Annotated in this window: 18 protein-coding genes; 16 read left to right on the top strand and 2 right to left on the bottom strand. The window is 69.6% G+C overall.

The window, feature by feature from the left end:
- Positions 1-29: 29 nt before the first annotated feature.
- The 6 genes from gcvP (at position 30) to AB1285_RS09735 (ending at position 8,936) form a co-directional block, all read left to right on the top strand.
- Positions 30-2,870: an aminomethyl-transferring glycine dehydrogenase gene (gene gcvP, locus AB1285_RS09760; protein ID WP_370428722.1), complete on the top strand. Its 2,841-nt coding sequence runs from the start codon at positions 30-32 to the stop codon at positions 2,868-2,870.
- Positions 2,871-3,085: 215 nt separating this feature from the next.
- Entirely contained in the window at positions 3,086-4,735 is a 1,650-nt protein-coding gene (locus AB1285_RS09755) for a peptide ABC transporter substrate-binding protein (protein WP_187663639.1), read from the top strand.
- Positions 4,736-4,837: 102 nt separating this feature from the next.
- Positions 4,838-5,764, top strand: a complete 927-nt coding sequence (locus AB1285_RS09750) for an ABC transporter permease (protein ID WP_370428701.1) — start codon at positions 4,838-4,840, stop codon at positions 5,762-5,764.
- Positions 5,757-6,698 carry an ABC transporter permease gene (locus tag AB1285_RS09745; RefSeq protein WP_187663641.1) on the top strand — a complete coding sequence of 314 codons (942 nt, stop codon included), beginning with the start codon at positions 5,757-5,759 and terminating at the stop codon, positions 6,696-6,698. Before AB1285_RS09750 ends, AB1285_RS09745 begins: the two co-directional genes overlap by 8 nt.
- Positions 6,695-8,368, top strand: coding sequence for a dipeptide ABC transporter ATP-binding protein (locus AB1285_RS09740; protein WP_268777757.1), 1,674 nt, complete (start codon positions 6,695-6,697; stop codon positions 8,366-8,368). The genes AB1285_RS09745 and AB1285_RS09740 overlap by 4 nt, the downstream gene beginning before the upstream one ends.
- A 1-nt stretch (position 8,369) precedes the next feature.
- A complete protein-coding gene (locus AB1285_RS09735) occupies positions 8,370-8,936 on the top strand; it encodes a PH domain-containing protein (protein ID WP_187663643.1) in 567 nt (188 codons plus the stop codon).
- Between the two features lie 7 nt (positions 8,937-8,943).
- On the opposite strand, the gene AB1285_RS09730 is transcribed toward AB1285_RS09735, so the two are convergent.
- The gene (locus AB1285_RS09730; RefSeq protein WP_370428702.1) at positions 8,944-9,777 is read right to left on the bottom strand and encodes a CPBP family intramembrane glutamic endopeptidase; all 834 of its coding nucleotides are present in this window, start codon (positions 9,775-9,777) and stop codon (positions 8,944-8,946) included.
- Positions 9,778-9,878: 101 nt separating this feature from the next.
- Here AB1285_RS09730 and typA point away from each other — a divergent pair, with 101 nt between their 5' ends.
- The 4 genes from typA (at position 9,879) to AB1285_RS09710 (ending at position 15,642) form a co-directional block, all read left to right on the top strand.
- A complete protein-coding gene (gene typA, locus AB1285_RS09725; RefSeq protein ID WP_187663645.1) occupies positions 9,879-11,792 on the top strand; it encodes a translational GTPase TypA in 1,914 nt (637 codons plus the stop codon).
- A 186-nt stretch (positions 11,793-11,978) separates the two neighbouring features.
- Positions 11,979-12,863: a phospholipase gene (locus AB1285_RS09720; RefSeq protein WP_370428703.1), complete on the top strand. Its 885-nt coding sequence runs from the start codon at positions 11,979-11,981 to the stop codon at positions 12,861-12,863.
- A 107-nt stretch (positions 12,864-12,970) separates the two neighbouring features.
- The gene (gene glsA, locus AB1285_RS09715; RefSeq protein WP_370428704.1) at positions 12,971-14,020 is read left to right on the top strand and encodes a glutaminase A; all 1,050 of its coding nucleotides are present in this window, start codon (positions 12,971-12,973) and stop codon (positions 14,018-14,020) included.
- Positions 14,017-15,642 (top strand): MFS transporter, encoded by a 1,626-nt coding sequence (locus AB1285_RS09710; RefSeq protein WP_259962796.1) that lies wholly within the window; start codon positions 14,017-14,019, stop codon positions 15,640-15,642. Before glsA ends, AB1285_RS09710 begins: the two co-directional genes overlap by 4 nt.
- Positions 15,643-15,645: 3 nt before the next feature.
- Here the strand turns inward: AB1285_RS09710 and AB1285_RS09705 are convergent, their stop codons facing one another.
- Complete coding sequence (locus AB1285_RS09705; protein ID WP_187663649.1) at positions 15,646-16,194, bottom strand: helix-turn-helix domain-containing protein; 549 nt, start codon at positions 16,192-16,194, stop codon at positions 15,646-15,648.
- 105 nt (positions 16,195-16,299) lie between these two features.
- On the opposite strand from AB1285_RS09705, the gene AB1285_RS09700 reads away from it, so the two are divergent.
- From AB1285_RS09700 to AB1285_RS09675, 6 genes are all read left to right on the top strand, one after another.
- Complete coding sequence (locus AB1285_RS09700; RefSeq protein ID WP_280571781.1) at positions 16,300-17,010, top strand: AzlC family ABC transporter permease; 711 nt, start codon at positions 16,300-16,302, stop codon at positions 17,008-17,010.
- Entirely contained in the window at positions 17,007-17,321 is a 315-nt protein-coding gene (locus AB1285_RS09695) for an AzlD domain-containing protein (protein WP_187663650.1), read from the top strand. The genes AB1285_RS09700 and AB1285_RS09695 overlap by 4 nt, the downstream gene beginning before the upstream one ends.
- A gap of 40 nt (positions 17,322-17,361) precedes the next feature.
- Positions 17,362-17,772, top strand: a complete 411-nt coding sequence (locus AB1285_RS09690; protein ID WP_232089204.1) for a histidinol dehydrogenase — start codon at positions 17,362-17,364, stop codon at positions 17,770-17,772.
- Positions 17,773-17,781: 9 nt separating this feature from the next.
- Entirely contained in the window at positions 17,782-18,102 is a 321-nt protein-coding gene (fdxA, locus tag AB1285_RS09685; RefSeq protein WP_017203330.1) for a ferredoxin, read from the top strand.
- A 9-nt stretch (positions 18,103-18,111) separates the two neighbouring features.
- On the top strand, positions 18,112-19,224 hold the full coding sequence (gene dapC / locus AB1285_RS09680) for a succinyldiaminopimelate transaminase (RefSeq protein ID WP_187663651.1): 1,113 nt from the start codon (positions 18,112-18,114) through the stop codon (positions 19,222-19,224).
- A 190-nt stretch (positions 19,225-19,414) separates the two neighbouring features.
- Positions 19,415-20,704 (top strand): citrate synthase, encoded by a 1,290-nt coding sequence (locus tag AB1285_RS09675; protein ID WP_259953090.1) that lies wholly within the window; start codon positions 19,415-19,417, stop codon positions 20,702-20,704.
- Positions 20,705-20,754: the final 50 nt, after the last annotated feature.

Below are 20,754 nucleotides of genomic sequence, written 5' to 3'. Positions count from 1 at the left end.
TCGGACCGACCGAGGCCGCCCAGCGCACGATGCTCGACGCGCTCGGTCTCGGCTCCGTCGACAGCGGGACGCTGAGCCCGGTCGAGGAGCTCATGCGTCAGGCCGTCCCCGCCTCGATCTACACGGGACCGGAGGACGCGGTCGCCGACTCCCGCATCCCGGTCGCCGCGTCGGAGACCGAGGCGCTGGCCGAGCTGCGTGCCCTCGCCGGGCGCAACACCGTGAACCGCTCGATGATCGGCCTCGGCTACTACGGCACCGTCACCCCGCAGGTCATCCAGCGCAACGTCCTCGAGAACCCGTCCTGGTACACGGCCTACACGCCGTACCAGCCCGAGATCTCGCAGGGGCGCCTGGAAGCGCTGATCAACTTCCAGACGATGGTGGCCGAGCTCACCGGCCTCACCACCGCGAACGCGTCGATGCTCGACGAGTCCACCGCGGTCGTGGAGGCGATGCTGCTCGCGCGCCGGGCATCGAAAACCGCGTCGAACGTGTTCGCAGTGGACGCGGATGCGCTGCCCCAGACGAAGGCCATGCTCGCGTCCCGCGCCGAGGCGCTCGGCATCGAGCTCGTCGCGGTCGACTTCGCGGCGGGGGAGGAGCTCCCCGCCGAGCTCTTCGGCGTCTTCGTGCAGTATCCGGGGGCTTCGGGCCGCGTGTGGGATCCGTCCGCGGTGTTCGACGCCGCGCACGTCGCCGGCGCGCTCGCCGTCGCGGCCGCCGACCTGCTCGCGCTGACGCTCCTCACCGCGCCCGGCACCCTCGGGGCCGACGTGGCCGTGGGCACGACGCAGCGCTTCGGTGTGCCGATGGGCTTCGGCGGCCCGCACGCCGGCTACATGGCCGTGCGCGCAGGCCTGGAGCGGCAGCTGCCCGGACGCCTCGTCGGCGTCTCCGTCGACGCCGAAGGCAAGCCGGCCTACCGCCTCTCGCTGCAGACCCGCGAGCAGCACATCCGCCGCGAGAAGGCGACGTCGAACATCTGCACCGCTCAGGTGCTCCTCGCCGTGATGGCGTCGATGTACGCGGTCTACCACGGCCCGGACGGGCTTCGACAGATCGCCCGCGATGTGACCGCCAAGGCGACCCTGCTGCGCGAGTGGCTCGTCGAGGCCGGCGCCGAGGTCGTCCACGAGCACTTCTTCGACACACTGACCGTGCGCGTCCCCGGCCGGGCGGCGGAGTACGCGGACCAGGCACGGGGCGGCTACGGCATCCTCCTGCGGGTCGCCGACGTCGACACGATCGGCATCGCGGTCGACGAGACGACCACGGTGGCCGAGCTGCACCAGGTCGCGCAGGTCTTCGGAGGGAAGCAGGAGCGCGCCTTCGGCTTCGGCCTCGGCGACGCGGACGCGCTGCCGGACGCCCTCCGCCGCGAGGACGAGTACCTCACGCACCCGGTGTTCCACAGCCACCGCAGCGAGACCGCCATGATGCGGTACCTGAAGAGCCTGTCCGACCGGGACTACGCGCTCGACCGCGGCATGATCCCGCTCGGGTCGTGCACCATGAAGCTCAACGCCGCCACGGAGATGGCCGCCATCACGTGGCCGGAGTTCGCGGGCATCCACCCGTTCGCCCCGGAGGCCGACGTGCGCGGCTACCTGGAGCTCATCGACCAGCTCGAGGGCTGGCTCGCCGAGATCACCGGGTACGACGCGGTGTCGCTGCAGCCGAACGCCGGATCCCAGGGGGAGCTCGCCGGCCTCCTCGCGATCCGCGGCTACCACCGCGCGAACGGCGACGACCACCGCATCGTGTGCCTCATCCCGTCCTCCGCCCACGGCACGAACGCGGCCTCCGCCGTGCTCGCGGGCATGAAGGTCGTCGTGGTGGCGAGCGATGCGCTCGGCAACGTCGACCTGGACGACCTGCGCGCGAAGATCGCCCAGCACGCCGACGACCTGGCGGCGCTGATGATCACGTACCCGTCCACGCACGGCGTGTACGAGGAGCAGGTCGTCGAGATCACCGGGGCGGTGCACGCGGCCGGCGGTCAGGTGTACGTCGACGGCGCGAACCTCAACGCGCTCCTCGGCTACGCCCGCTTCGGCGACCTGGGCGGCGACGTCTCGCACCTCAACCTGCACAAGACGTTCGCCATCCCGCACGGCGGCGGCGGCCCGGGTATCGGTCCGGTCGCGGCGAAGGCGCACCTCGCGCCGCACCTGCCGTCGCACCCGCTCGCGCAGCGCGCCGAGCACTTCGGCGGCCACACGTTCGAGGGCGCCGTGATCTCCGCGGCACCGTACGGCTCCGCGGGCATCCTCCCGATCTCGTGGGCGTACGTGCGCATGATGGGGGCCGAGGGGCTCCGGCGCGCGACCGCCGCGGCGGTCCTCTCGGCGAACTACATCGCCGAGCGCCTCGGCGGCCACTTCCCGGTGCTCTACACGGGGGAGAACGGTCGGGTCGCGCACGAGTGCATCCTCGACCTGCGTCCGCTCAAGGAGGCCACCGGCATCTCCGTCGACGACGTCGCCAAGCGCCTGATCGACTACGGGTTCCACGCCCCGACCATGTCGTTCCCGGTCGCCGGCACCCTCATGGTGGAGCCCACCGAGTCGGAGGACCTCGACGAGATCGAGCGGTTCATCGAGGCGATGATCATGATCAAGGCCGAGGCGGACGCCGTCGCCGCGGGGCGCTGGCCCGCAGACGACAACCCGCTCGTGCACGCCCCGCACACCGCGATCTCGCTCATCGCGGGGGAGTGGGCGCACGCCTACACCCGCGAGGAGGCCGCCTATCCGGTGCGCTCGCTGGTGGCGGCGAAGTACTGGCCGCCGGTCCGCCGGATCGACCAGGCGTACGGCGACCGCAACCTCGTCTGCGCCTGCCCGCCGATCGAGGCCTTCGCCTGACACGGACCCGCACGACGAACGGCGTCGCGCCCGCCTCCCGGCGGCGCGGCGCCGTTCGCGTTACGCCATGTTTCCGTCATGTGACAGATGGTCACCACTCAGTAACAGTTCGTTAGCCGAACGTCCTGGACGCGCGACCCCCGGGTTACGCTCAGGTATCCCTGCGCGCTCGATGATGAGCCGCGCAGAATTCCCACGTCCACAGGAGGACAAAAGTGAAGCGCAACAAGATCGCCCTCGCGGGCAGCGCACTGTTCGTGATCGGCGCCCTGACTCTCGCCGGCTGCGCGAGCGGCGGCGGCAACTCGGGAGACGACGGCAGCGGGGCGAAGGCCGACCCGGATGCCATCATCACCACGAACGGCTCCGAGCCCGAGAACCCGCTCATCCCGACCAACACCAACGAGGTCGGCGGCGGCAAGATCCTCGACGAGATCTTCGCCGGGCTCGTCTACTACGACGCCGAGGGCAAGCCGGTCAACGACATGGCCGAAGAGATCGTGACCGAAGACCCGCAGCACCTCACGGTGACGCTGAAGGAGGGGCAGACCTTCTCCGACGGCGAAGAGGTCACGGCCGACAACTTCATCAAGGCGTGGAACTACGGCGCCCAGGCGGAGAACGCGCACCTCTCGAACTACTTCTTCGAGGACATCGAGGGCTTCCAGAACACCGAAGAGGTGTACGGCGCGCAGGGCGACCTGACCGGCCTCGAGCAGGTGGACGACTACACCTTCAAGATCACCCTGAACAAGCCGGCCGCCGACTTCGCGCTGCGCCTCGGCTACTCGGCGTACTACCCGCTGCCTGACGCGGCGTTCGAGGACATGGACGCCTTCGGGGAGAACCCGATCGGCAACGGTCCGTACAAGCTCGACGGCGAGGGCGCCTGGCAGCACGACGTGCAGATCGACCTGGTCCGCAACGACGACTACGAGGGCGGGCGCCAGGCGAAGAACGGCGGTCTCACGATCAAGTTCTACGCGACCCAGGATGCGGCCTACGCGGACCTGCAGGGCAACAAGGTCGACGTCATCGACGTCATCCCCGCCGTCTCGCTGCCCACGTTCCAGGACGACCTCGGCGACCGCGCTGTGAACCAGCCGTCCGCCGTGTTCCAGTCGTTCACGATCGGGCAGTTCCTGCCGCACTTCTCGGGCGAAGAGGGTATCCTCCGTCGCCAGGCCATCTCGATGGCGTTCGACCGCGATCAGATCACCGACAAGATCTTCTTCGGCACCCGCACCACGGCCTCCGACTTCACGTCGCCGGTCATCGACGGCTGGTCGGACTCGATCTCGGGCAATGAGGTCCTGAAGTACGACCCGGAGAAGGCCAAGGAGCTGTGGGCCGAGGCCGACGCGATCTCCCCGTGGGAGGGCGAGTTCAAGATCGCCTACAACACCGACGGCGGCCACCAGGAGTGGGTCGAGGCCGTGACCAACGCGATCTCCAACACGCTGGGCATCGAGGCCTCGGGTGACCCGTACCCGACCTTCTCGGTCATCCGCGAGGAGATCAACAACAACAGCATCAAGACCGCCGCCCGCTCGGGTTGGCAGGCCGACTACCCCGGTCTGTATAACTTCCTCGGCCCGCTCTACGCGACCAACGCCGGTTCGAACGACGGCGACTACTCGAACCCCGAGTTCGACAAGCTGATCGCCGACGGCATCAGCAACACCGACACCGCGGCTCAGGTCGAGGAGTTCACCAAGGCGCAGGAGATCCTCTTCAACGACCTCCCCGCGATCCCGCTGTGGTACTCCAACGTGACCGGTGGCTACGCCGACACGGTGGACAACGTCACCTTCGGCTGGAACTCGGTGCCGCTGTACTACGAGATCACGAAGGCTGCCGAATAGGCCTGACGGAGCTCGCAACCGCGAGGCGGTGACGGTCTTCCGTCACCGCCTCGTCGGGTGCTTCCGTCCTGCCTGTTCGCGACCGCCCGAAAGCGACAGCGGATGCTCAGCTATATCCTCAGACGTCTTCTCCAGGTGATCCCCGTCTTCTTCGGGGCCACTCTGCTCATCTACTTCCTCGTCTTCGCGATGCCGGGAGACCCGATCCTCGCGCTGTTCGGCGACCGTACGCCCAGCGAGGCCCTCGTCAACGCGCTCCGCGAGGAGTACCACCTCAACGATCCGTTCCTGGTGCAGTACTGGTACTACATCACCGGTGTCTTCCACGGTGATCTCGGCGTGACGTTCTCCGGCCGGCCGGTCTCCGACGTTCTCGTCGACACCCTGCCGGTCACGGGTCGTCTCGCGATCATGGCGATCGGCATCGAGTTCGCCCTCGCGATCTCCGTCGGAACCATCTCGGCGCTGCGCAAGGGGAAGCTCTTCGACACGACGGCCCTGCTCGTCGCGCTCGTGGCCCTCGCCATCCCGATCTTCGTGATGTGCTTCCTTGCGCAGTACTTCCTGGCGATCCAGTGGGGCTGGTTCAGCCCCACGGTCGGCTCCGACAACGACTGGGGCGGCCTGTGGCTCCCCGCGCTCGTCCTCGGGTTCAGCCTGTTCGCCGTCAGCATGCGCCTGATGCGCAGCTCGGTGATCGACACCCTCAACCAGGACTGGGTGCGCACGGCATACAGCAAGGGGCTCTCGCGGCGACGCGTCCTCCCCGTGCACGTGCTGCGCAACTCCCTCATCCCGGTCATCACCAACTCCGCCACGAACTTCGGTGTCCTTCTCGTCGGGGCCACCGTGACCGAGGGGATCTTCAACATCCCCGGTGTCGGCAACACGCTCTATCAGGCGGCGATCCGGGGCGAGGGACCGACCGTGGTCTCCTTCGTGACGGTGTTCGTCATCCTGTACGTGCTGGTGAACCTTGTCATCGACCTGCTCTACGGTCTGCTCGACCCGAGGATCCGCTATGTCTGACCCCACCACGCAGAAGCACTACGTCGCCCCGGTCGAGACCGAGACGATCTCCGTCGACGCCGTCCGCGTCGGCGAGAAGCCCAGCAACCTGTGGCGTGACGCCTGGCGGGACCTGCGCCGTCGTCCGCTGTTCTGGTTCGCCGTGTTCCTCGCCGCCGTGTTCGTGCTGATGTCGTTCTGGCCGACGCTGTTCACACAGGTCAATCCGCGCGTGTGCGAACTGACGTACAGCAACGAGGGCCCCACCGCGGGTCATCCGCTCGGCTACAACTTCCAGGGATGCGACATCTACGCGCGTGTCGTGTGGGGTGCGCAGACCTCGCTCGCCGTCGGACTGATCGCGACCGTGATCTCCGCGGTCCTCGGCCTGATCATGGGAGCGATCGCCGGTTTCTACGGCGGCTGGCTCGATGCCCTCCTCTCCCGCGTGGGCGACATCTTCTTCGCGATCCCGTACATCCTCGCCGCGCTCGTCGTGATGACGGTGCTGTCGGACTACCGGTCGGTGTGGACGCTCGCGCTCGCCATCGGCGGGTTCTCCTGGGCCTCGACGGCTCGCGTCGTGCGTGCCGAGATCCTGCGGGTGCGTCAGGCGGACTTCGTCATGGCATCGCGCGCCCTGGGGTTGTCGCAGTTCAAGACGCTGGTGACCCACGTCGTTCCCAACGGGATCGCACCGCTGCTGGTCGTGTCGACGCTCGGCCTCGCCGCCGCCATCGTGGCCGAGGCGACGCTGTCGTTCCTGGGCGTCGGGCTCGACGGCACCGTCGTCTCCTGGGGTAAGGACATCAGCCAGGCGCAGGCGGCTCTGCGCGTCGCTCCGATGTCCCTCATCTATCCGTCGATCGCGCTCACCCTCGCGGTGCTCGCTTTCGTGAGCCTCGGCGAGCTCATCCGAGACGCCATCGACCCGAAGGCGAGGGCTCGCCGATGAGCGACCGCAACACCCCACAGATCCCATTGCTGAGCGTGCGCGACCTCACCGTCGCGTTCCGCACGCAGGACGGGATGCGCGAGGTCCTGCACGGGATCACGTTCGATGTGATGCCCGGTGAGACCGTGGCCATCGTCGGCGAGTCCGGCTCGGGCAAGTCGACCACGGCGACCGCCATCGTCGACCTGCTCCCGGGCACGGGGACGATCACGGGCGGGTCCATCACGCTGGAGGGACGCCCGCTGACCGGGCTGAGCCGGCGCGACATGGAGGCGGTGCGCGGTCGAGACATCGGCTTCGTCCCGCAGGACCCGATGTCGAGCCTGAACCCCGTGTGGAGCATCGGCTTCCAGGTGAAGGAGGCCGTCCGCGCGAACGGCGTCGCCCAGGGGCGCGCCGCCGCGAAGGCGCGGACGATCGAGGTGCTGCAGCAGGCCGGGCTGGCGGATGCCGAGCGTCGCCTGCACCAGTATCCGCACCAGTTCTCCGGCGGTATGCGCCAGCGGGCGCTGATCGGGATCGGTCTCGCGGCCGACCCGAAGCTCCTCATCGCCGACGAGCCGACCTCGGCTCTCGACGTGACGGTGCAGCGGGTCATCCTCGACCACATGGCGTCGCTCACGCGCGATAAGGGCACCTCGGTGCTGCTGATCACGCACGACCTGGGACTCGCGGCCGAACGCGCCGAGAAGATCATCGTCATGAACGGCGGCAACATCGTCGAGGCGGGCCCCAGCCGGCAGATCCTGGAGAACCCGCAGCACCCGTACACGAAGCGACTGGTCGCTGCGGCGCCCAGCGTCGCCTCGCAGCGGATCCAGGCGGTGGTGGAGGACCGGGGCATCGAGACGCTCGACGACCTGGCCGACATCCCGCCGACGGTCCGCGTGGCCGGCCTGACCAAGGACTACAAGATCCGGCAGGGCAACTTCCGCAGCGAGGCGTTCCGGGCGGTGGACGACGTGTCGTTCGAGATCCCGCGCGGAAAGACGCTGGCCCTCGTCGGCGAGTCGGGTTCGGGGAAGTCCACGGTCGCGAAGATGGTCCTCAAGCTGGAGGAGCCGACGAGCGGGACGATCGAGATCGACGGGCAGGAAGTATCCCACCTGTCGAACGCGCAGTCGTTCGGACTCCGCCGGCGCATGCAGCCGGTGTTCCAGGACCCCTATGGGTCCCTGGATCCGCTGCGGAACATCGGCAACACCATCGCGGAGCCGCTGCAGATCCACGGCGTCGGCGACCGGGCCTCGCATCGCGCCCGTGTGGAGGAGCTCCTGGAGCAGGTCGCCCTGCCGCAGGCGCTGGCCACGCGCTATCCGAACGAGCTCTCCGGCGGACAGCGTCAGCGCGTCGCGATCGCGCGTGCGCTGGCGCTCAAGCCCGACATCATCGTCCTCGACGAGGCGGTGTCGGCGCTCGACGTGCTCGTGCAGGATCAGATCCTGAAGCTCCTCGCCGACCTGCAGTCCGAGCTCGACCTCACCTACCTCTTCATCACGCACGACCTCGCGGTCGTCCGGGTCTCCAGTGACCTGGTCTGCGTCATGGAGAAGGGCAAGGTGGTCGAGCAGGGGACGGTCGACGAGATCTTCGCGAACCCGCAGGAGGAGTACACGGATCGTCTGCTGCAGGCGATCCCGGGTGCGTCGATCCCGCTCGGCGGCCTCTGAGGTGGCGTCTCCCGGACACCCCGAGGGCGCACGGACCTTCCGTGCGCCCTCGGGCACCGTCGTCTTCGTGCTCAGCATCCTGCTCGTGCTGTTCCTGCTGGGCGACACCGTCGTCAACGGCAGCATCGTGCAGGCGCTGCTCGTGGCGCCCTGGCTGCTGCTCGGCCTGTGGATCGTGTACGAGACGGCCTTCGTCTCCTTCGTCCGCGTGGATCAGGAGGGGGCCGTGGTGCAGAACCTGCTGCGTCGCACGACCTTCGGCTGGGCGCACGTGCAGGACATCGACATGCGGTGGCAGCTCGAGTTCACGCTGGACGACGGCCGTACCCTGAGCTGCTGGGGCGGACCGGCCAAGGCGCGTCCGCCTCGTCGCTCCCGCGAGGAGGACGCCGAGCCGGAGGTGCCGTCCGCGCTCCGGGTGCTCACGGGCATCCGCGATCTGTGGACCGCGGCTCCCTCGACGGCGGACGCGCCGATCCGACGCAGCTGGGACGGCCCGGCCCTCATCGCCCTCGCGGTGATCGTGCTGTGGGCCGTCGCGGCGCTCGTCGTCGTCAACCTCGGCTGAGCGGGCCTCAGCCGGGAAGACCGAACAGGGCGGGCCAGGTGGCCGCGGCCCAGGGGTAGCCGACGAAGGCCGCCGCGTCGATGAGGAAGTGCGCCACCAGGAACGGCAGTAGCCGACCGGTGCGGTGGTAGAGCCATCCGAAGAGCAGCCCCATCGCGAGGTTGCCGATGAAGGCGCCGGGCCCCTGATAGAGGTGGTACGTCGCGCGGAGCACCGAGGTCGAGACGATGATCGTCCATGGCGACCACCCCAGCTGCCGCAGGCGGGCGAACAGGTACCCGAGCACGACGAACTCCTCCTGCAGCGACGCGCGCGCGGCGGCGAGCAGCAGGATCGGCACGGCCCACCAATGGGCGTCCAGGCCCGCGGGGTTCACGGCGACGAAGAGTCCGAGGGCCCGGCCGCCGAAGTAGAGCGCCAGTCCCGGCACGCCGATCGCGAGGACGAGGAGCGCGCCGCGGCCGATGTCGCCCGCCACCCGGGTGCCGTCGAGTCCCAGCCGCTCCAGGTGGGGGCGGCGGCGCTGCCACAACAGGAAGCAGACGAGGAGCACAGGCACCAGCCCGAAGCCGATCGACAGCACCTGATAGATGAGGTCGAACACCTCCCGGTCGCTGCGGGAGGGGTTGAGGGTGGCCGTCTGATCCGCGAGGGGCGTGTCGTCCGTGAGTCGATAGGCGAGCTGCACGATCGCGTAGATCGCGGACTGACCGAGACCCAGGGCCAGCACGATGGCGATCTCCCACCACAGCCGCCCTGAGCCTTCGCGCGGCTCGTCGCTCCGCCTCGGCGCGGTCGAGGACGTCTGCGGGACCGGGGGAGTCGGGTCGGGGAGGGTCACGGGACGATGGTACGACGTGCGTTCAGGAACCCGATCCGCGCGTACGTTATCCTGGAACGTCGGCTTCCCGGCGCAACCCCACACTCTTTGAGGACCCTTGTATGGCGCACGCCCTCCGCTCTGACCTCCGCAACGTCGCAATCGTCGCCCACGTCGACCACGGCAAGACCACGCTCGTCGACGCGATGCTCCGCCAGACGGGCTCCTTCGGCGACCACTCGCACGTGGAGGAGCGCGCGATGGACTCCAACGACCTGGAGCGCGAGAAGGGCATCACGATCCTCGCCAAGAACACGGCGATCACCTACAAGGGCAAGCACGCCGATGGCAAGGAGATCACGATCAACGTGATCGACACCCCCGGCCACGCCGACTTCGGTGGTGAGGTCGAGCGCGGCCTGTCGATGGTCGACGGCGTCGTGCTCCTCGTCGACGCGAGCGAGGGCCCGCTGCCGCAGACCCGCTTCGTGCTGCGCAAGGCGCTCGAGGCCAAGCTCCCCGTCATCCTCCTGGTCAACAAGACCGACCGTCCGGACGCCCGGATCGCCGAGGTCGAGGAGGAGGCGCACGACCTGCTGCTGGGCCTCGCCTCCGACCTCGTCGACGACGTGCCGGACCTCGACGTCGACGCGCTGCTCGACGTGCCGGTGGTCTACGCCTCCGGTCGCGCCGGCGCTGCATCGCGGAACCGTCCTGCCGACGGAGCGCTGCCCGACAACGACGACCTCGAGCCCCTGTTCGAAGCGATCCTCGAGCACGTCCCCGCTCCGGCGTACGACGACGAGGCTCCGCTGCAGGCCTGGGTCACGAACCTCGACTCCAGCCCGTTCCTCGGCCGCCTCGCCCTGCTGCGCGTCTTCAACGGCACGCTCAAGAAGGGCCAGACGGTGGCCTGGGTGCGTGCCGACGGCACCACGAGCAACGCGCGCGTCACCGAGCTGCTCAAGACCCGCGCTCTCGAGCGCTACCCGGCCGAGTCGGCCGGCCCCGGCGACATCGTCGCGATCGCCGGTTTCGAGAACATCACCATCGGCGAGACCATCGCCGACCCGGAGGACGTCCGCCCGCTTCCCGCGATCACGGTCGACGACCCCGCCATCTCGATGACGATCGGCACCAACACCTCGCCCCTCATGGGCAAGGTCAAGGGGCACAAGCTCACGGCGCGCATGGTCAAGGACCGTCTCGACAAGGAGCTCATCGGAAACGTCTCGCTCAAGGTCGTCGACATCGGGCGCCCGGATGCGTGGGAGGTGCAGGGCCGCGGCGAGCTGGCCCTCGCCATCCTCGTCGAGAACATGCGTCGTGAGGGCTTCGAGCTCACCGTGGGCAAGCCGCAGGTGGTCACCAAGAAGATCGACGGCAAGACCTATGAGCCGTTCGAGCACCTGACGATCGACACGCCGGAGGAGCACCTCGGCGCGATCACGCAGCTCCTCGCGAACCGCAAGGGCCGCATGGAGAACATGACCAACCACGGCACCGGCTGGGTGCGCATGGAGTTCATCGTCCCGTCGCGCGGTCTGATCGGCTTCCGCAGCGAGTTCCTCACCACGACCCGCGGCACCGGCATCGCGAACGCGATCTCGCACGGCTACGAGCCGTGGGCCGGTTCCATCACGACGCGCCAGAACGGCTCGATCGTCGCCGACCGCCAGGGTGTCGTCACCCCGTTCGCGATGATCGCCCTGCAGGAGCGCATGTCGTTCTTCGTGCAGCCCACGCAGGAGGTCTACGAGGGCATGGTCATCGGCGAGAACTCCCGCGCCGACGACATGGACGTGAACATCACCAAGGAGAAGAAGCTCACCAACATGCGTGCGGCCAGCTCCGACACGTTCGAGTCGATGACGCCCCCGCGCGTGCTGACCCTCGAGGAGAGCCTCGAGTTCGCCCGTGACGACGAATGCGTCGAGGTCACGCCCGAGGTCGTCCGCATCCGCAAGGTGATCCTCGACCAGACCGTCCGTGGTCGCGAGGCCTCGCGCCTCAAGCGTCAGGACGCGAACGCCTGATCGTCTCGCACTCCTCTCGAGAGGGCCCCACGCCGCCATCTGGCCGCGTGGGGCCCTCTCTCATGAAAATCCCAGGTGAGGGCTAGTTTTCGTTCAGGTTGATGGCGCAGACTCGTTCACTTGCGCCCGGGGCGAGCTCCCGATGAGTCCCCTGAAAGGGCGTACGACGACCCGAAAGTCACAGCCTTGCTTCAGAAGACCCGTGCGCTTCGGCGCGCCTCCGACGCGGCAGCCGCTCGCGCCACTGTCACCCGTACACCCCTGATCGCCCTCGGTGCCGCCACGGCCGCGCTCGTCGGCATCACCCTCAGCGTCGGCCTCGCCTCCGCCCCGGCAGCCGGGGCCGAGCGCTCCGACACCGCCTCTGCCGTCACGAGCCAGAACCTGGGCTCCGTGCCCCTCACCCGCATCGCCGACAAGGCCGTCATGACGGTCTCTGACGGAACCGACGCGGTCGCCGCGGCGAAGAGCCTGACCGCGGAGGTCGCCGAGTCGGGCCTCGACGTGAGCGCCGCGGCGCCCGTCGACACCACCGCGCTCGAAGACGACCTGGAGACCCTCGCCGACCGATCCACGCTCCCGCTGGTCCTGATCACCGTGACGGCCGAGCAGGCCGAGGCGGAGACCGAGAAGGTCGTGACCGCCACGGCTGACCTCCAGAAGGCCTTCACCGCCGCGCAGGAGAAGAAGGCGGCCGACGACGCCGCCCGCGCGGCCGCGGAGAAGGCGGCGGCTGCGGCGGCTGCACTCGCCTCCGCGAACACCCCGGACGGCGCTCGGGCCACGGCGCAGCAGATGATGGCGGACCGCTACGGCTGGGGTGGCGACCAGTTCTCCTGCCTGAACTCGCTGTGGAACAAGGAGTCCGGCTGGAACTACCAGGCGTACAACAACGACGGGGGAGCGACCGGCATCCCGCAGGCGCTGCCCGGCAGCAAGATGGCCACGGCGGGCGCCGACTGGCAGACGAACGCCGCCACCCAGATCGCCTGGGGCCTGAAGTACATCGCCGACGCCTACGGCACTCCGTGCAGCGCCTGGGGACACTCCCAGGCCATGAACTGGTACTGAGCCGCAGAGCCGGCTCCTCGCGGAGGATCTGCCCCTAGCCGTCACCCGACACGGGCGCTACCGTGTCAGGGAGACGGCTGGGGGCGTCGCGATTCCGAGGAGGAGTGGTGCTCGATCCCACCGTCTGGCTCGATGTCCCTCAGGAGGTCTCCACGGGCACGCTGCCCGGGTGGGAGCGGGTGGACGAGCTCGTCCGCGAGGCCCACGCCCGGTACGCGGACGAGGTGTCCGGCCAGGTGGCGGACTACATCCCCGTGCTCGCCGCGGTCGATCCGGAGCTCTTCGGGCTCGCGGTGATCGAGGTGGGCGGCGGCATCCACGACGCCGGAGACGCCCTGCACCCGTTCTCCATCCAGTCGATCTCGAAGATGTTCGTCTATGCGCTGGCCATCCAGGAGCACGGCCACGAGCGGGTCCGCGAGATCGTGGGTGTGAACAACACCGGGCTCGCCTTCAACTCGGTCGTGGCGCTGGAGCTCAACGACGGGCATCCGCGCAACCCGATGGTCAACGCCGGGGCGATCGCCACCACGGCGCTCATGCCGGGCGCCACGGCGGTGGAGCAGTGGGAGCGTGTCCGCGAGGGGCTGTCCGCCTTCGCCGGACGGCCCCTGAGCCTGGACGGGGAGGTCTACGCGTCCGAGGCGGGGTCGAACGAGCGCAACCGGGCCCTGGGCTGGTTGCTGCGCAGCTACGGCCGGCTCGCCGGCGACCCCGATGAGATCGTCGACGTCTACACCCGGCAGTGCGCGCTGGCGGTCACCGCGCACGACCTCGCCGTCATGGGGGCCACGCTCGCCGACGGCGGAGTGAACCCGGTGACGGGGGAGCGGGTGGTCTCCGCGGACGTCTGCCGTGACACGCTGGCCGTCGTCGCGGCGAGCGGGCTGTACGAGCGGTCGGGCGACTGGCTGTTCGAGATCGGTCTGCCCGCCAAGTCGGGTGTCGCCGGCGGCCTCGTCGCGGTCTCTCCTGGCAAGGGCGCCGTCGCCGGGTTCTCACCCCGCCTGGACGAGGCGGGCAACTCGATCCGGTCGCAGATGGCGATCGGACACCTGTCGCGGTCGCTCGGGCTGAACCTCTTCGCCTCCGCGCCCGCCCGTGAGCATGCCGGCGGGGCGGGCGCCTCGTCGTCGTCGGAAGGAGAGCGCTTATGACCCGCACGGCTCCCGCACCCGTGAAGACGTCCTGGCTGCCGATGGTCAGCCTGTTCCTCGCGCAGGTGCTCATGTCCTTCAACGTCGCGGCGCTGCCGATCTCGCTCGGCGGCATGGTGGCCGACTTCGGCGTACCGCCGACCATCGCGAGCACGACGATCGTGATGTACGGCCTCGCCGTCGCCGCGCTCGTGATGACCGGTGCCAAACTCGGGCAGCGCGTCGGCTGGGTGCTGATCTTCCGCGTCGTCGTCGCGCTCTTCGCCGGGTCCGCCGTGATGATGCTCCTCGCCCCGACCGTCTGGTGGGCCATCGCCGGGCAGGCTGTCGCGGGTGCGGCCGCCGCGATCATCGTCCCCTCGATCGTGGCCCTGATCGCCGAGAACTACCGGGGACCGCAGCAGGCGACCGCGATCGGAGCGATCGGCTCGGCACGCGCGATCTCCGGCGTCAGCGCCTTCCTCATCGGAGGGACGCTCGGCACCCTCGTCGGGTGGCGTCCGCTGTTCGTCATCGTGCTGGCGATCGCCGTGGCGGTCTTCGCCCTGAGCTTCACGCTGCGCGGCGACCGCGGGGACGCGGCGATCCGCATCGATCTCGTCGCCGCCCTCCTCATCGGCGCGGCGATCGTGCTGCTCACCCTCGGGTTCAACAACCTGAACAGCTGGGGAGCACTCGCGGCGGCGCCGTCCGCGCCGTTCTCCGTCCTCGGACTCTCGCCCGCCCCGATCTTCATCGTCCTGGGCATCATCCTGGGCCAGGGGTTCTTCCTGTGGACCCGGCGGCGGATGGCCGAGGGGAAGGTGCCGCTGATCGACCTGACCGTGCTGGGCTCGTCGCGGGAGCGCGCCGCGGTGTACGCCATGTTCATCGTCGTCGCCCTCGAGGCCTGCGTGAACTTCACGGTGCCGCTGTACATCCAGATCGTCCAGGGGCGCACGCCGTTCGATACGGCCCTGGCGATGATGCCGTTCAACCTCACGGTGTTCATCACGGCGACGCTCGTCGTGCGCTTCTACAGGCGATACCCGCCGCGGACGATCGGCGTGTTCGGGTTCATCCTCACCACGGCGGCGCTCGTCTGGCTGTCGGTCGTGGTGACGAACAACTGGGAGACGGTGCCGACCATCGCCGGGCTCGTCGTGTTCGGCATCGGCCAGGGCGCCCTCGTCACCCTGGTGTTCAACGTACTGGTGACGGCGGCGCCGCCCGAGCTCGCCGGCGACGTCGGGTCGCTGCGCGGCACCACGCAGAACCTGGCCTCCGCCGTGGGGACCGCGCTCGCCGGGGCGCTGCTGGTGTCCCTGCTCGCGCTCAACGTCGGCCGCGCGGTCGTGGAGCATCCCGAGCTGCCGCCGTCGCTGGTGTCGCAGGTCGATCTGAACGAGGTGAACTTCATCAGCAACGACGAACTGCGCGCGGTGCTGGAGACCACGGACGCGACGCCGGAACAGGTCGACGCCGCGGTCGCCGTGAACGAGGAGTCGCGGCTGCGCACGCTCAAGCTCGGCCTTCTGATCCTCGCCGCGGTGAGCGCGCTCGCGATCCTGCCCGCGTCGCGCCTGCCGCAGTACCGACCGCACGAGATCCCCGACCCGTCGCCGACGGGGCCGGGGGAGTGAACCTCAGCGCAGCTCGGAGATGAGGACGGCGCTCGTGCCGGGCTCGACCGCCTCGAAGACGTGCGCGACGTCGCCGGCATAGGTCAGGTAGTCGCCGGGGTTCAGCACCACGGCATCGTCGGGGGGACCGACCCGTGCCTGCCCGGCGATGAGGATCACGTGCTCGACCGTGCCCGCGTGGTGGGGGTCGGACCGGCGGGGGTCGCCGGGCTCCGCCTGGATCAGGTAGACGTCCCTCCGGGCACCCGGAGGGCTCGCGGAGAGCAGGGTGGCGCTGTAGGCCGCGGCGGAGGACGGCACGCCCGCGAGGTCGTCGGCGCGGATGAGGGTCGGGGCGTTGGCCTGCTGGTCGACGAGCACCGCGAAGGGCACGCCGAGCGCGACGCCCAGCGCCCACAGCGTCTCCACGCTCGGATTGCCGGCACCGCTCTCGAGCTGCGAGACCGTGGCCTTCGAGATCCCGGCCCGTCGGGCGAGTTCGGAGACGGACAGGTTCGCGGCCTCGCGCTCGCGGCGGAGCGTGCGGGCGATGCGGGTGCGGAGATCCTCCATGTGTTCATCATGGCAAACGATCGTTCGCTTGACTATACGGATCGCCATGTTCAGAATGATGATCGTGTGTTCAGTGAAGCGAACGTCGCGGTGGAGTGGGACCCGGTGACCGCTGAGCGTGAGGTATGGCGCGAGGCGCTCGGCGTCGTGCTCGCCACGAGCGCCTACGGCATCTCCTTCGGCGCGCTCGCCGTCGCCGCGGGACTCGACGTCTGGCAGACGTGCGTGCTCAGCCTCCTGATGTTCACCGGGGGATCGCAGTTCGCGTTCGTGGGGGTGTTCGCCGCCGGTGGCCTGGCCGCCCTGCCTTCGGCGATCGCATCGGCGGCACTCCTCGGCGTGCGCAACGTCGCCTACGGGATGCGCATGTCGCCGCTCATCGGGGGCGGACCGGCACGGCGAGCGGCCGCCGCGCACTTCACCATCGACGAGTCCACCGCCGTGGCGATCGCGCAGGACGATCAGCGCCTGCGCCGGGTGGGCTTCTGGGTCACGGGGGTCGGCATCTTCCTCGGCTGGAACCTCACCACCCTCGTCGGCGCGCTGGTCGGCGACGTGCTCGGCGACCCGAAGGCCTGGGGGCTGGACGCCGCGGCGGCTGCGGCCTTCCTCGCCCTGCTGTGGCCGCGTCTGCGTCAGCGGCAGGCCGTCGCCGTCGGGATCGCGGCCGCCGTGATCGCGGCAGCCCTCACGCCGTTCCTCATGCCGGGGCTCCCGGTGCTCGTCGCCGCTGTCGTCGCGATCGTCGTCGGGTGGTTGAACTGGCTGGGGACACCGCGTCCCGCGAGCGTCGGCGAAGGGGAGGGGGGCGCATGAGCCTCTGGAGCGCCATCCTCCTCGCCGCCCTGATCTGCCTCGCGCTGAAGGCCGTGGGCTATCTCGTGCCGCCGAAGGTGCTCGAGGCGCCGCGCCCCGCCCGCATCTCCGACCTCCTCACCGTCGCGCTGCTCGCCGCCCTCGTCGCGGTGCAGTCCCTCGGTGACGGGCAGGCGATCACCGTGGACGCGCGCGTGCCCGCCCTGCTCGTCGCGGCGGGACTCCTCTGGCTGCGGCAGTCGTTCCTCGTGGTGGTGGCGTCCGCCGCCCTCGTCGCCGCGCTGCTGCGGCTGTCCGGTCTCGCCGCCTGAGCCGTCGTCTCGCCGGGCACCGCCCGGGTAGGATCGGGGGGTGCGCGGGAAGTGGTTGTCGAGGGTGCTGTCCTGGGTGGCCGCTGCCCTGGTGGGCGGGGTCTACGGCGTCGCGGGAACCATCGCGCACAGCGTCATGTGGGGGCCGATCCCGATCGGCCTGATCGTCGCCGCTGTCGCATGTGCCGCGATCCTCATCGCCGTGCGGGCGCTCACCCACGACCGGGGGGCCGCGGTCGCCGCCGGTCTCGGGATGCTGGCCATGATCGTGCTCATCTCGGGCGTCGGTCCCGGTGGCTCCGTCGTCGTGCAGGACACCCTCGCCGGGCGCATCTGGACCTATCTCGCCGCCGGCATCGTGCTGCTCGTCATCGCGTGGCCGTCGTTCTCCCGGCAGCCGGTCCGCCCCGCCACGCCCTCCGCGGAGGAACCCGAGGTCCACGGGTCGTAGACTGAGGGGGTGACGTATGTGATCGCCCTCCCGTGCGTCGATGTCAAGGATCGCGCCTGCATCGACGAGTGCCCCGTTGACTGCATCTACGAGGGCGAACGGTCGCTCTACATCCACCCGGACGAGTGCGTGGACTGCGGGGCGTGCGAGCCGGTGTGCCCCGTCGAGGCGATCTACTACGAGGACGACCTCCCCGACGAGTGGCAGGACTACTACAAGGCCAACGTCGAGTTCTTCGACGAGATCGGCTCGCCCGGCGGCGCCGCCAAGGTCGGCGTCTACCCGTTCGACCACCCGATCATCGCCGCGCTCCCGCCGCAGGGCGAGTAGGCACGCTCCGTGAGCGTCCGCGACCTCGCCGACTACCCCTGGGACGCCGTGGTCCCCTACCGCGAGCGCGCCGCCCGGTACCCGGACGGTCTCGTCGACCTCTCCGTCGGCTCGCCGGTCGATCCCACGCCGGAGGTCATCCGTCAGGCCCTCGCCGAGGCGACCGACGCCCATGCCTATCCGCAGACCGTCGGCACCCCCGCGCTCCGGGAGGCGATCGTCGACTGGTACGCCCGCCGCCGCGACGTCCCGGACCTCCGGGTCGACAACGTGCTGCCGACGATCGGCTCCAAGGAGCTCGTCGCGCTCCTGCCCACGCTGCTGGGGCTCGGTGCCGGAGACATCGTCGTGCATCCCCGCGTCGCCTACCCGACGTACGAGGTCGGCGCGCGGGTGGCGGGGGCGACGCCCCTGGCGGCCGACGACCCGGCGGAGTGGCCGGAGGGCGCGAAGCTCATCTGGATCAACACCCCCGGCAACCCGGACGGCCGCACGTGGACCGTCGACGAGCTCGCCGTGGCCGTGCAGCGGGCTCGGGAGCTGGGCGCCGTGCTGGCGAGCGACGAGTGCTACGCCGAACTGGGATGGGACGGCCCCTGGGCGGACGAGCCCATCCCGTCCGTGCTCGACCCCCGGGTGACCGGCGGCACACGGGCGAACCTCCTCAGCGTCTATTCGTTGAGCAAGCAGTCCAACCTCGCGGGATACCGCGCGGCCTTCGTCGCCGGATGCGCCCGCGTGGTCGGCGAGCTCCTCACCGCGCGCAAGCATCTCGGCCTCATGCCGCCTGCGCCCGTCCAGCAGGCGATGGTGGTCGCCCTCGGTGACGAGGCGCACGTCGTGGCGCAGAAGGAGCTCTACCGTGAGCGGCGCGCCCTGCTGCTCCCCGCCGTCGAGGCGGCCGGCTTCCGCATCGACGGGTCGCAGGCCGGGCTCTATCTCTGGGCGACGGAGGGACGCGACGCCTGGGAGTCGATGGCGCGTCTCGCCGACCTCGGGATCCTCGCCGGACCAGGGCACTTCTACGGAGCGTCGTCCCCCGAGCATGTGCGGCTGTCGCTGACGGCGCCAACGGACCTCGTCGCCGAGGCGGCTCGGCGTCTGCGCGGAGCGGATCTGTAGGAACCCTCCCTGCTGTGCCGATCCCTTTGGCGGTTGTCACAGTAGGCCTGTGTGACGACTAGGCTGTAAAGGCGATTCGGTCGGCACCCGGCCAGGCGCTCAGCGCCCGAGAGATCGCCAGTTCCGGCTTGATCAAGAACTTGCTGACGCCCGCGACGCCGGGGCGATCAGACAGAAGGAGGAGGTCCGCGTGAGCGCTGCGGCAGACCAGACGGCGAAGCTGACGATCGGCGACACCACCGCCGAATTCCCCCTGGTCCGCGGCACCGCGGGCCACGACAGCATCGACTTCTCGACGCTGACCCGTCAGACCGGCCTCACGGGGCTCGACTACGGCTTCGTCAACACGGCCTCCACCAAGTCGGACATCACGTTCATCGACGGTGACAAGGGCATCCTGCGGTACCGCGGCTATCCGATCGAGCAGCTCGCCGGCAGCACCAGCTACCTCGAGGTCGCCTGGCTGCTCATCTACGGAGAGCTGCCGTCCGCCACGGAGCTGGCCGAGTTCGACGAGAAGATCCGTCGCCACACACTGCTGCACGAAGACCTCAAGCGCTTCTTCTCCGCGCTGCCGCACACCGCGCACCCCATGTCGGTGCTGTCGTCCGCCGTCGCCGCTCTGTCGACGTACTACGAGGGCCAGACCGACCCGCACAACCCCGAGCACGTCGAGCTGAACACCATCCGCATGCTCGCCAAGCTCCCGGTGATCGCCGCCTACGCGCACAAGAAGAGCGTCGGCCAGGCGTTCCTCTACCCGGACAACTCGCTCGGCTTCGTGGAGAACTTCCTGAAGCTGAACTTCGGCGTGAACTCCGAGCCGTACGAGATCAACCCGACGATGGTGAAGGCCCTCGAACTGCTGCTCATCCTGCACGAGGACCACGAGCAGAACGCCTCGACCTCCACCGTCCGTCTCGTCGGCTCGACCGGCGCCAACCAGTTCGCCTCCGTCTCGGCCGGGATCCAGGCCCTGTCCGGACCCCTGCACGGCGGTGCGAACGAGGCGGTCCTCACCATGCTCGGCCAGATCCGCGACTCGGGTCAGAGCGTCTCCCGGTTCGTCGAGCGGGTGAAGAACAAGGAAGAGGGCGTGAAGCTGATGGGCTTCGGGCACCGGGTCTACAAGAACTACGACCCGCGCGCCAAGCTCGTCAAGGAGGCCGCAGACGAGGTGCTGAGCTCGCTCGGCGTCACGGATCCGCTCCTGGACCTCGCGAAGGAGCTCGAGGAGATCGCCCTCGCCGACGACTACTTCCGTGAGCGGCGCCTGTATCCGAACGTCGACTTCTACACCGGCGTGATCTACAAGGCGATGGGATTCCCCACGCGCATGTTCACCGTCCTCTTCGCGATCGGCCGTCTTCCCGGCTGGCTCGCCCAGTGGCGCGAGCTGCAGCTCGACCCGCAGACCAAGATCGGCCGCCCGCAGCAGCTCTACACCGGGTCGCCGGAGCGCGCGTTCCCGACCCGCTGAGCGCTGCGCCGCAGACGCTGAAGGCCCCCTCGCACCGGAGTGCGAGGGGG

This window comes from Microbacterium sp. NRRL B-14842, assembly GCF_050470785.1.
This window is presented reverse-complemented; position numbering and strand designations above follow the sequence as displayed.

Bases quoted from the DNA above. Each gene is read 5' to 3' on its own strand.
- AB1285_RS09745 (WP_187663641.1), top strand. From the start codon at position 5,757: ATGTCTGACCCCACCACGCAGAAGCACTACGTCGCCCCGGTCGAGACC.
- AB1285_RS09695 (WP_187663650.1), top strand. From the start codon at position 17,007: ATGAGCCTCTGGAGCGCCATCCTCCTCGCCGCCCTGATCTGCCTCGCG.
- typA (WP_187663645.1), top strand. From the start codon at position 9,879: ATGGCGCACGCCCTCCGCTCTGACCTCCGCAACGTCGCAATCGTCGCC.
- AB1285_RS09710 (WP_259962796.1), top strand. From the start codon at position 14,017: ATGACCCGCACGGCTCCCGCACCCGTGAAGACGTCCTGGCTGCCGATG.
- gcvP (WP_370428722.1), top strand. From the start codon at position 30: ATGCTCGACGCGCTCGGTCTCGGCTCCGTCGACAGCGGGACGCTGAGC.
- AB1285_RS09705 (WP_187663649.1), bottom strand. From the start codon at position 16,194: ATGGAGGATCTCCGCACCCGCATCGCCCGCACGCTCCGCCGCGAGCGC.
- AB1285_RS09740 (WP_268777757.1), top strand. From the start codon at position 6,695: ATGAGCGACCGCAACACCCCACAGATCCCATTGCTGAGCGTGCGCGAC.
- AB1285_RS09750 (WP_370428701.1), top strand. From the start codon at position 4,838: ATGCTCAGCTATATCCTCAGACGTCTTCTCCAGGTGATCCCCGTCTTC.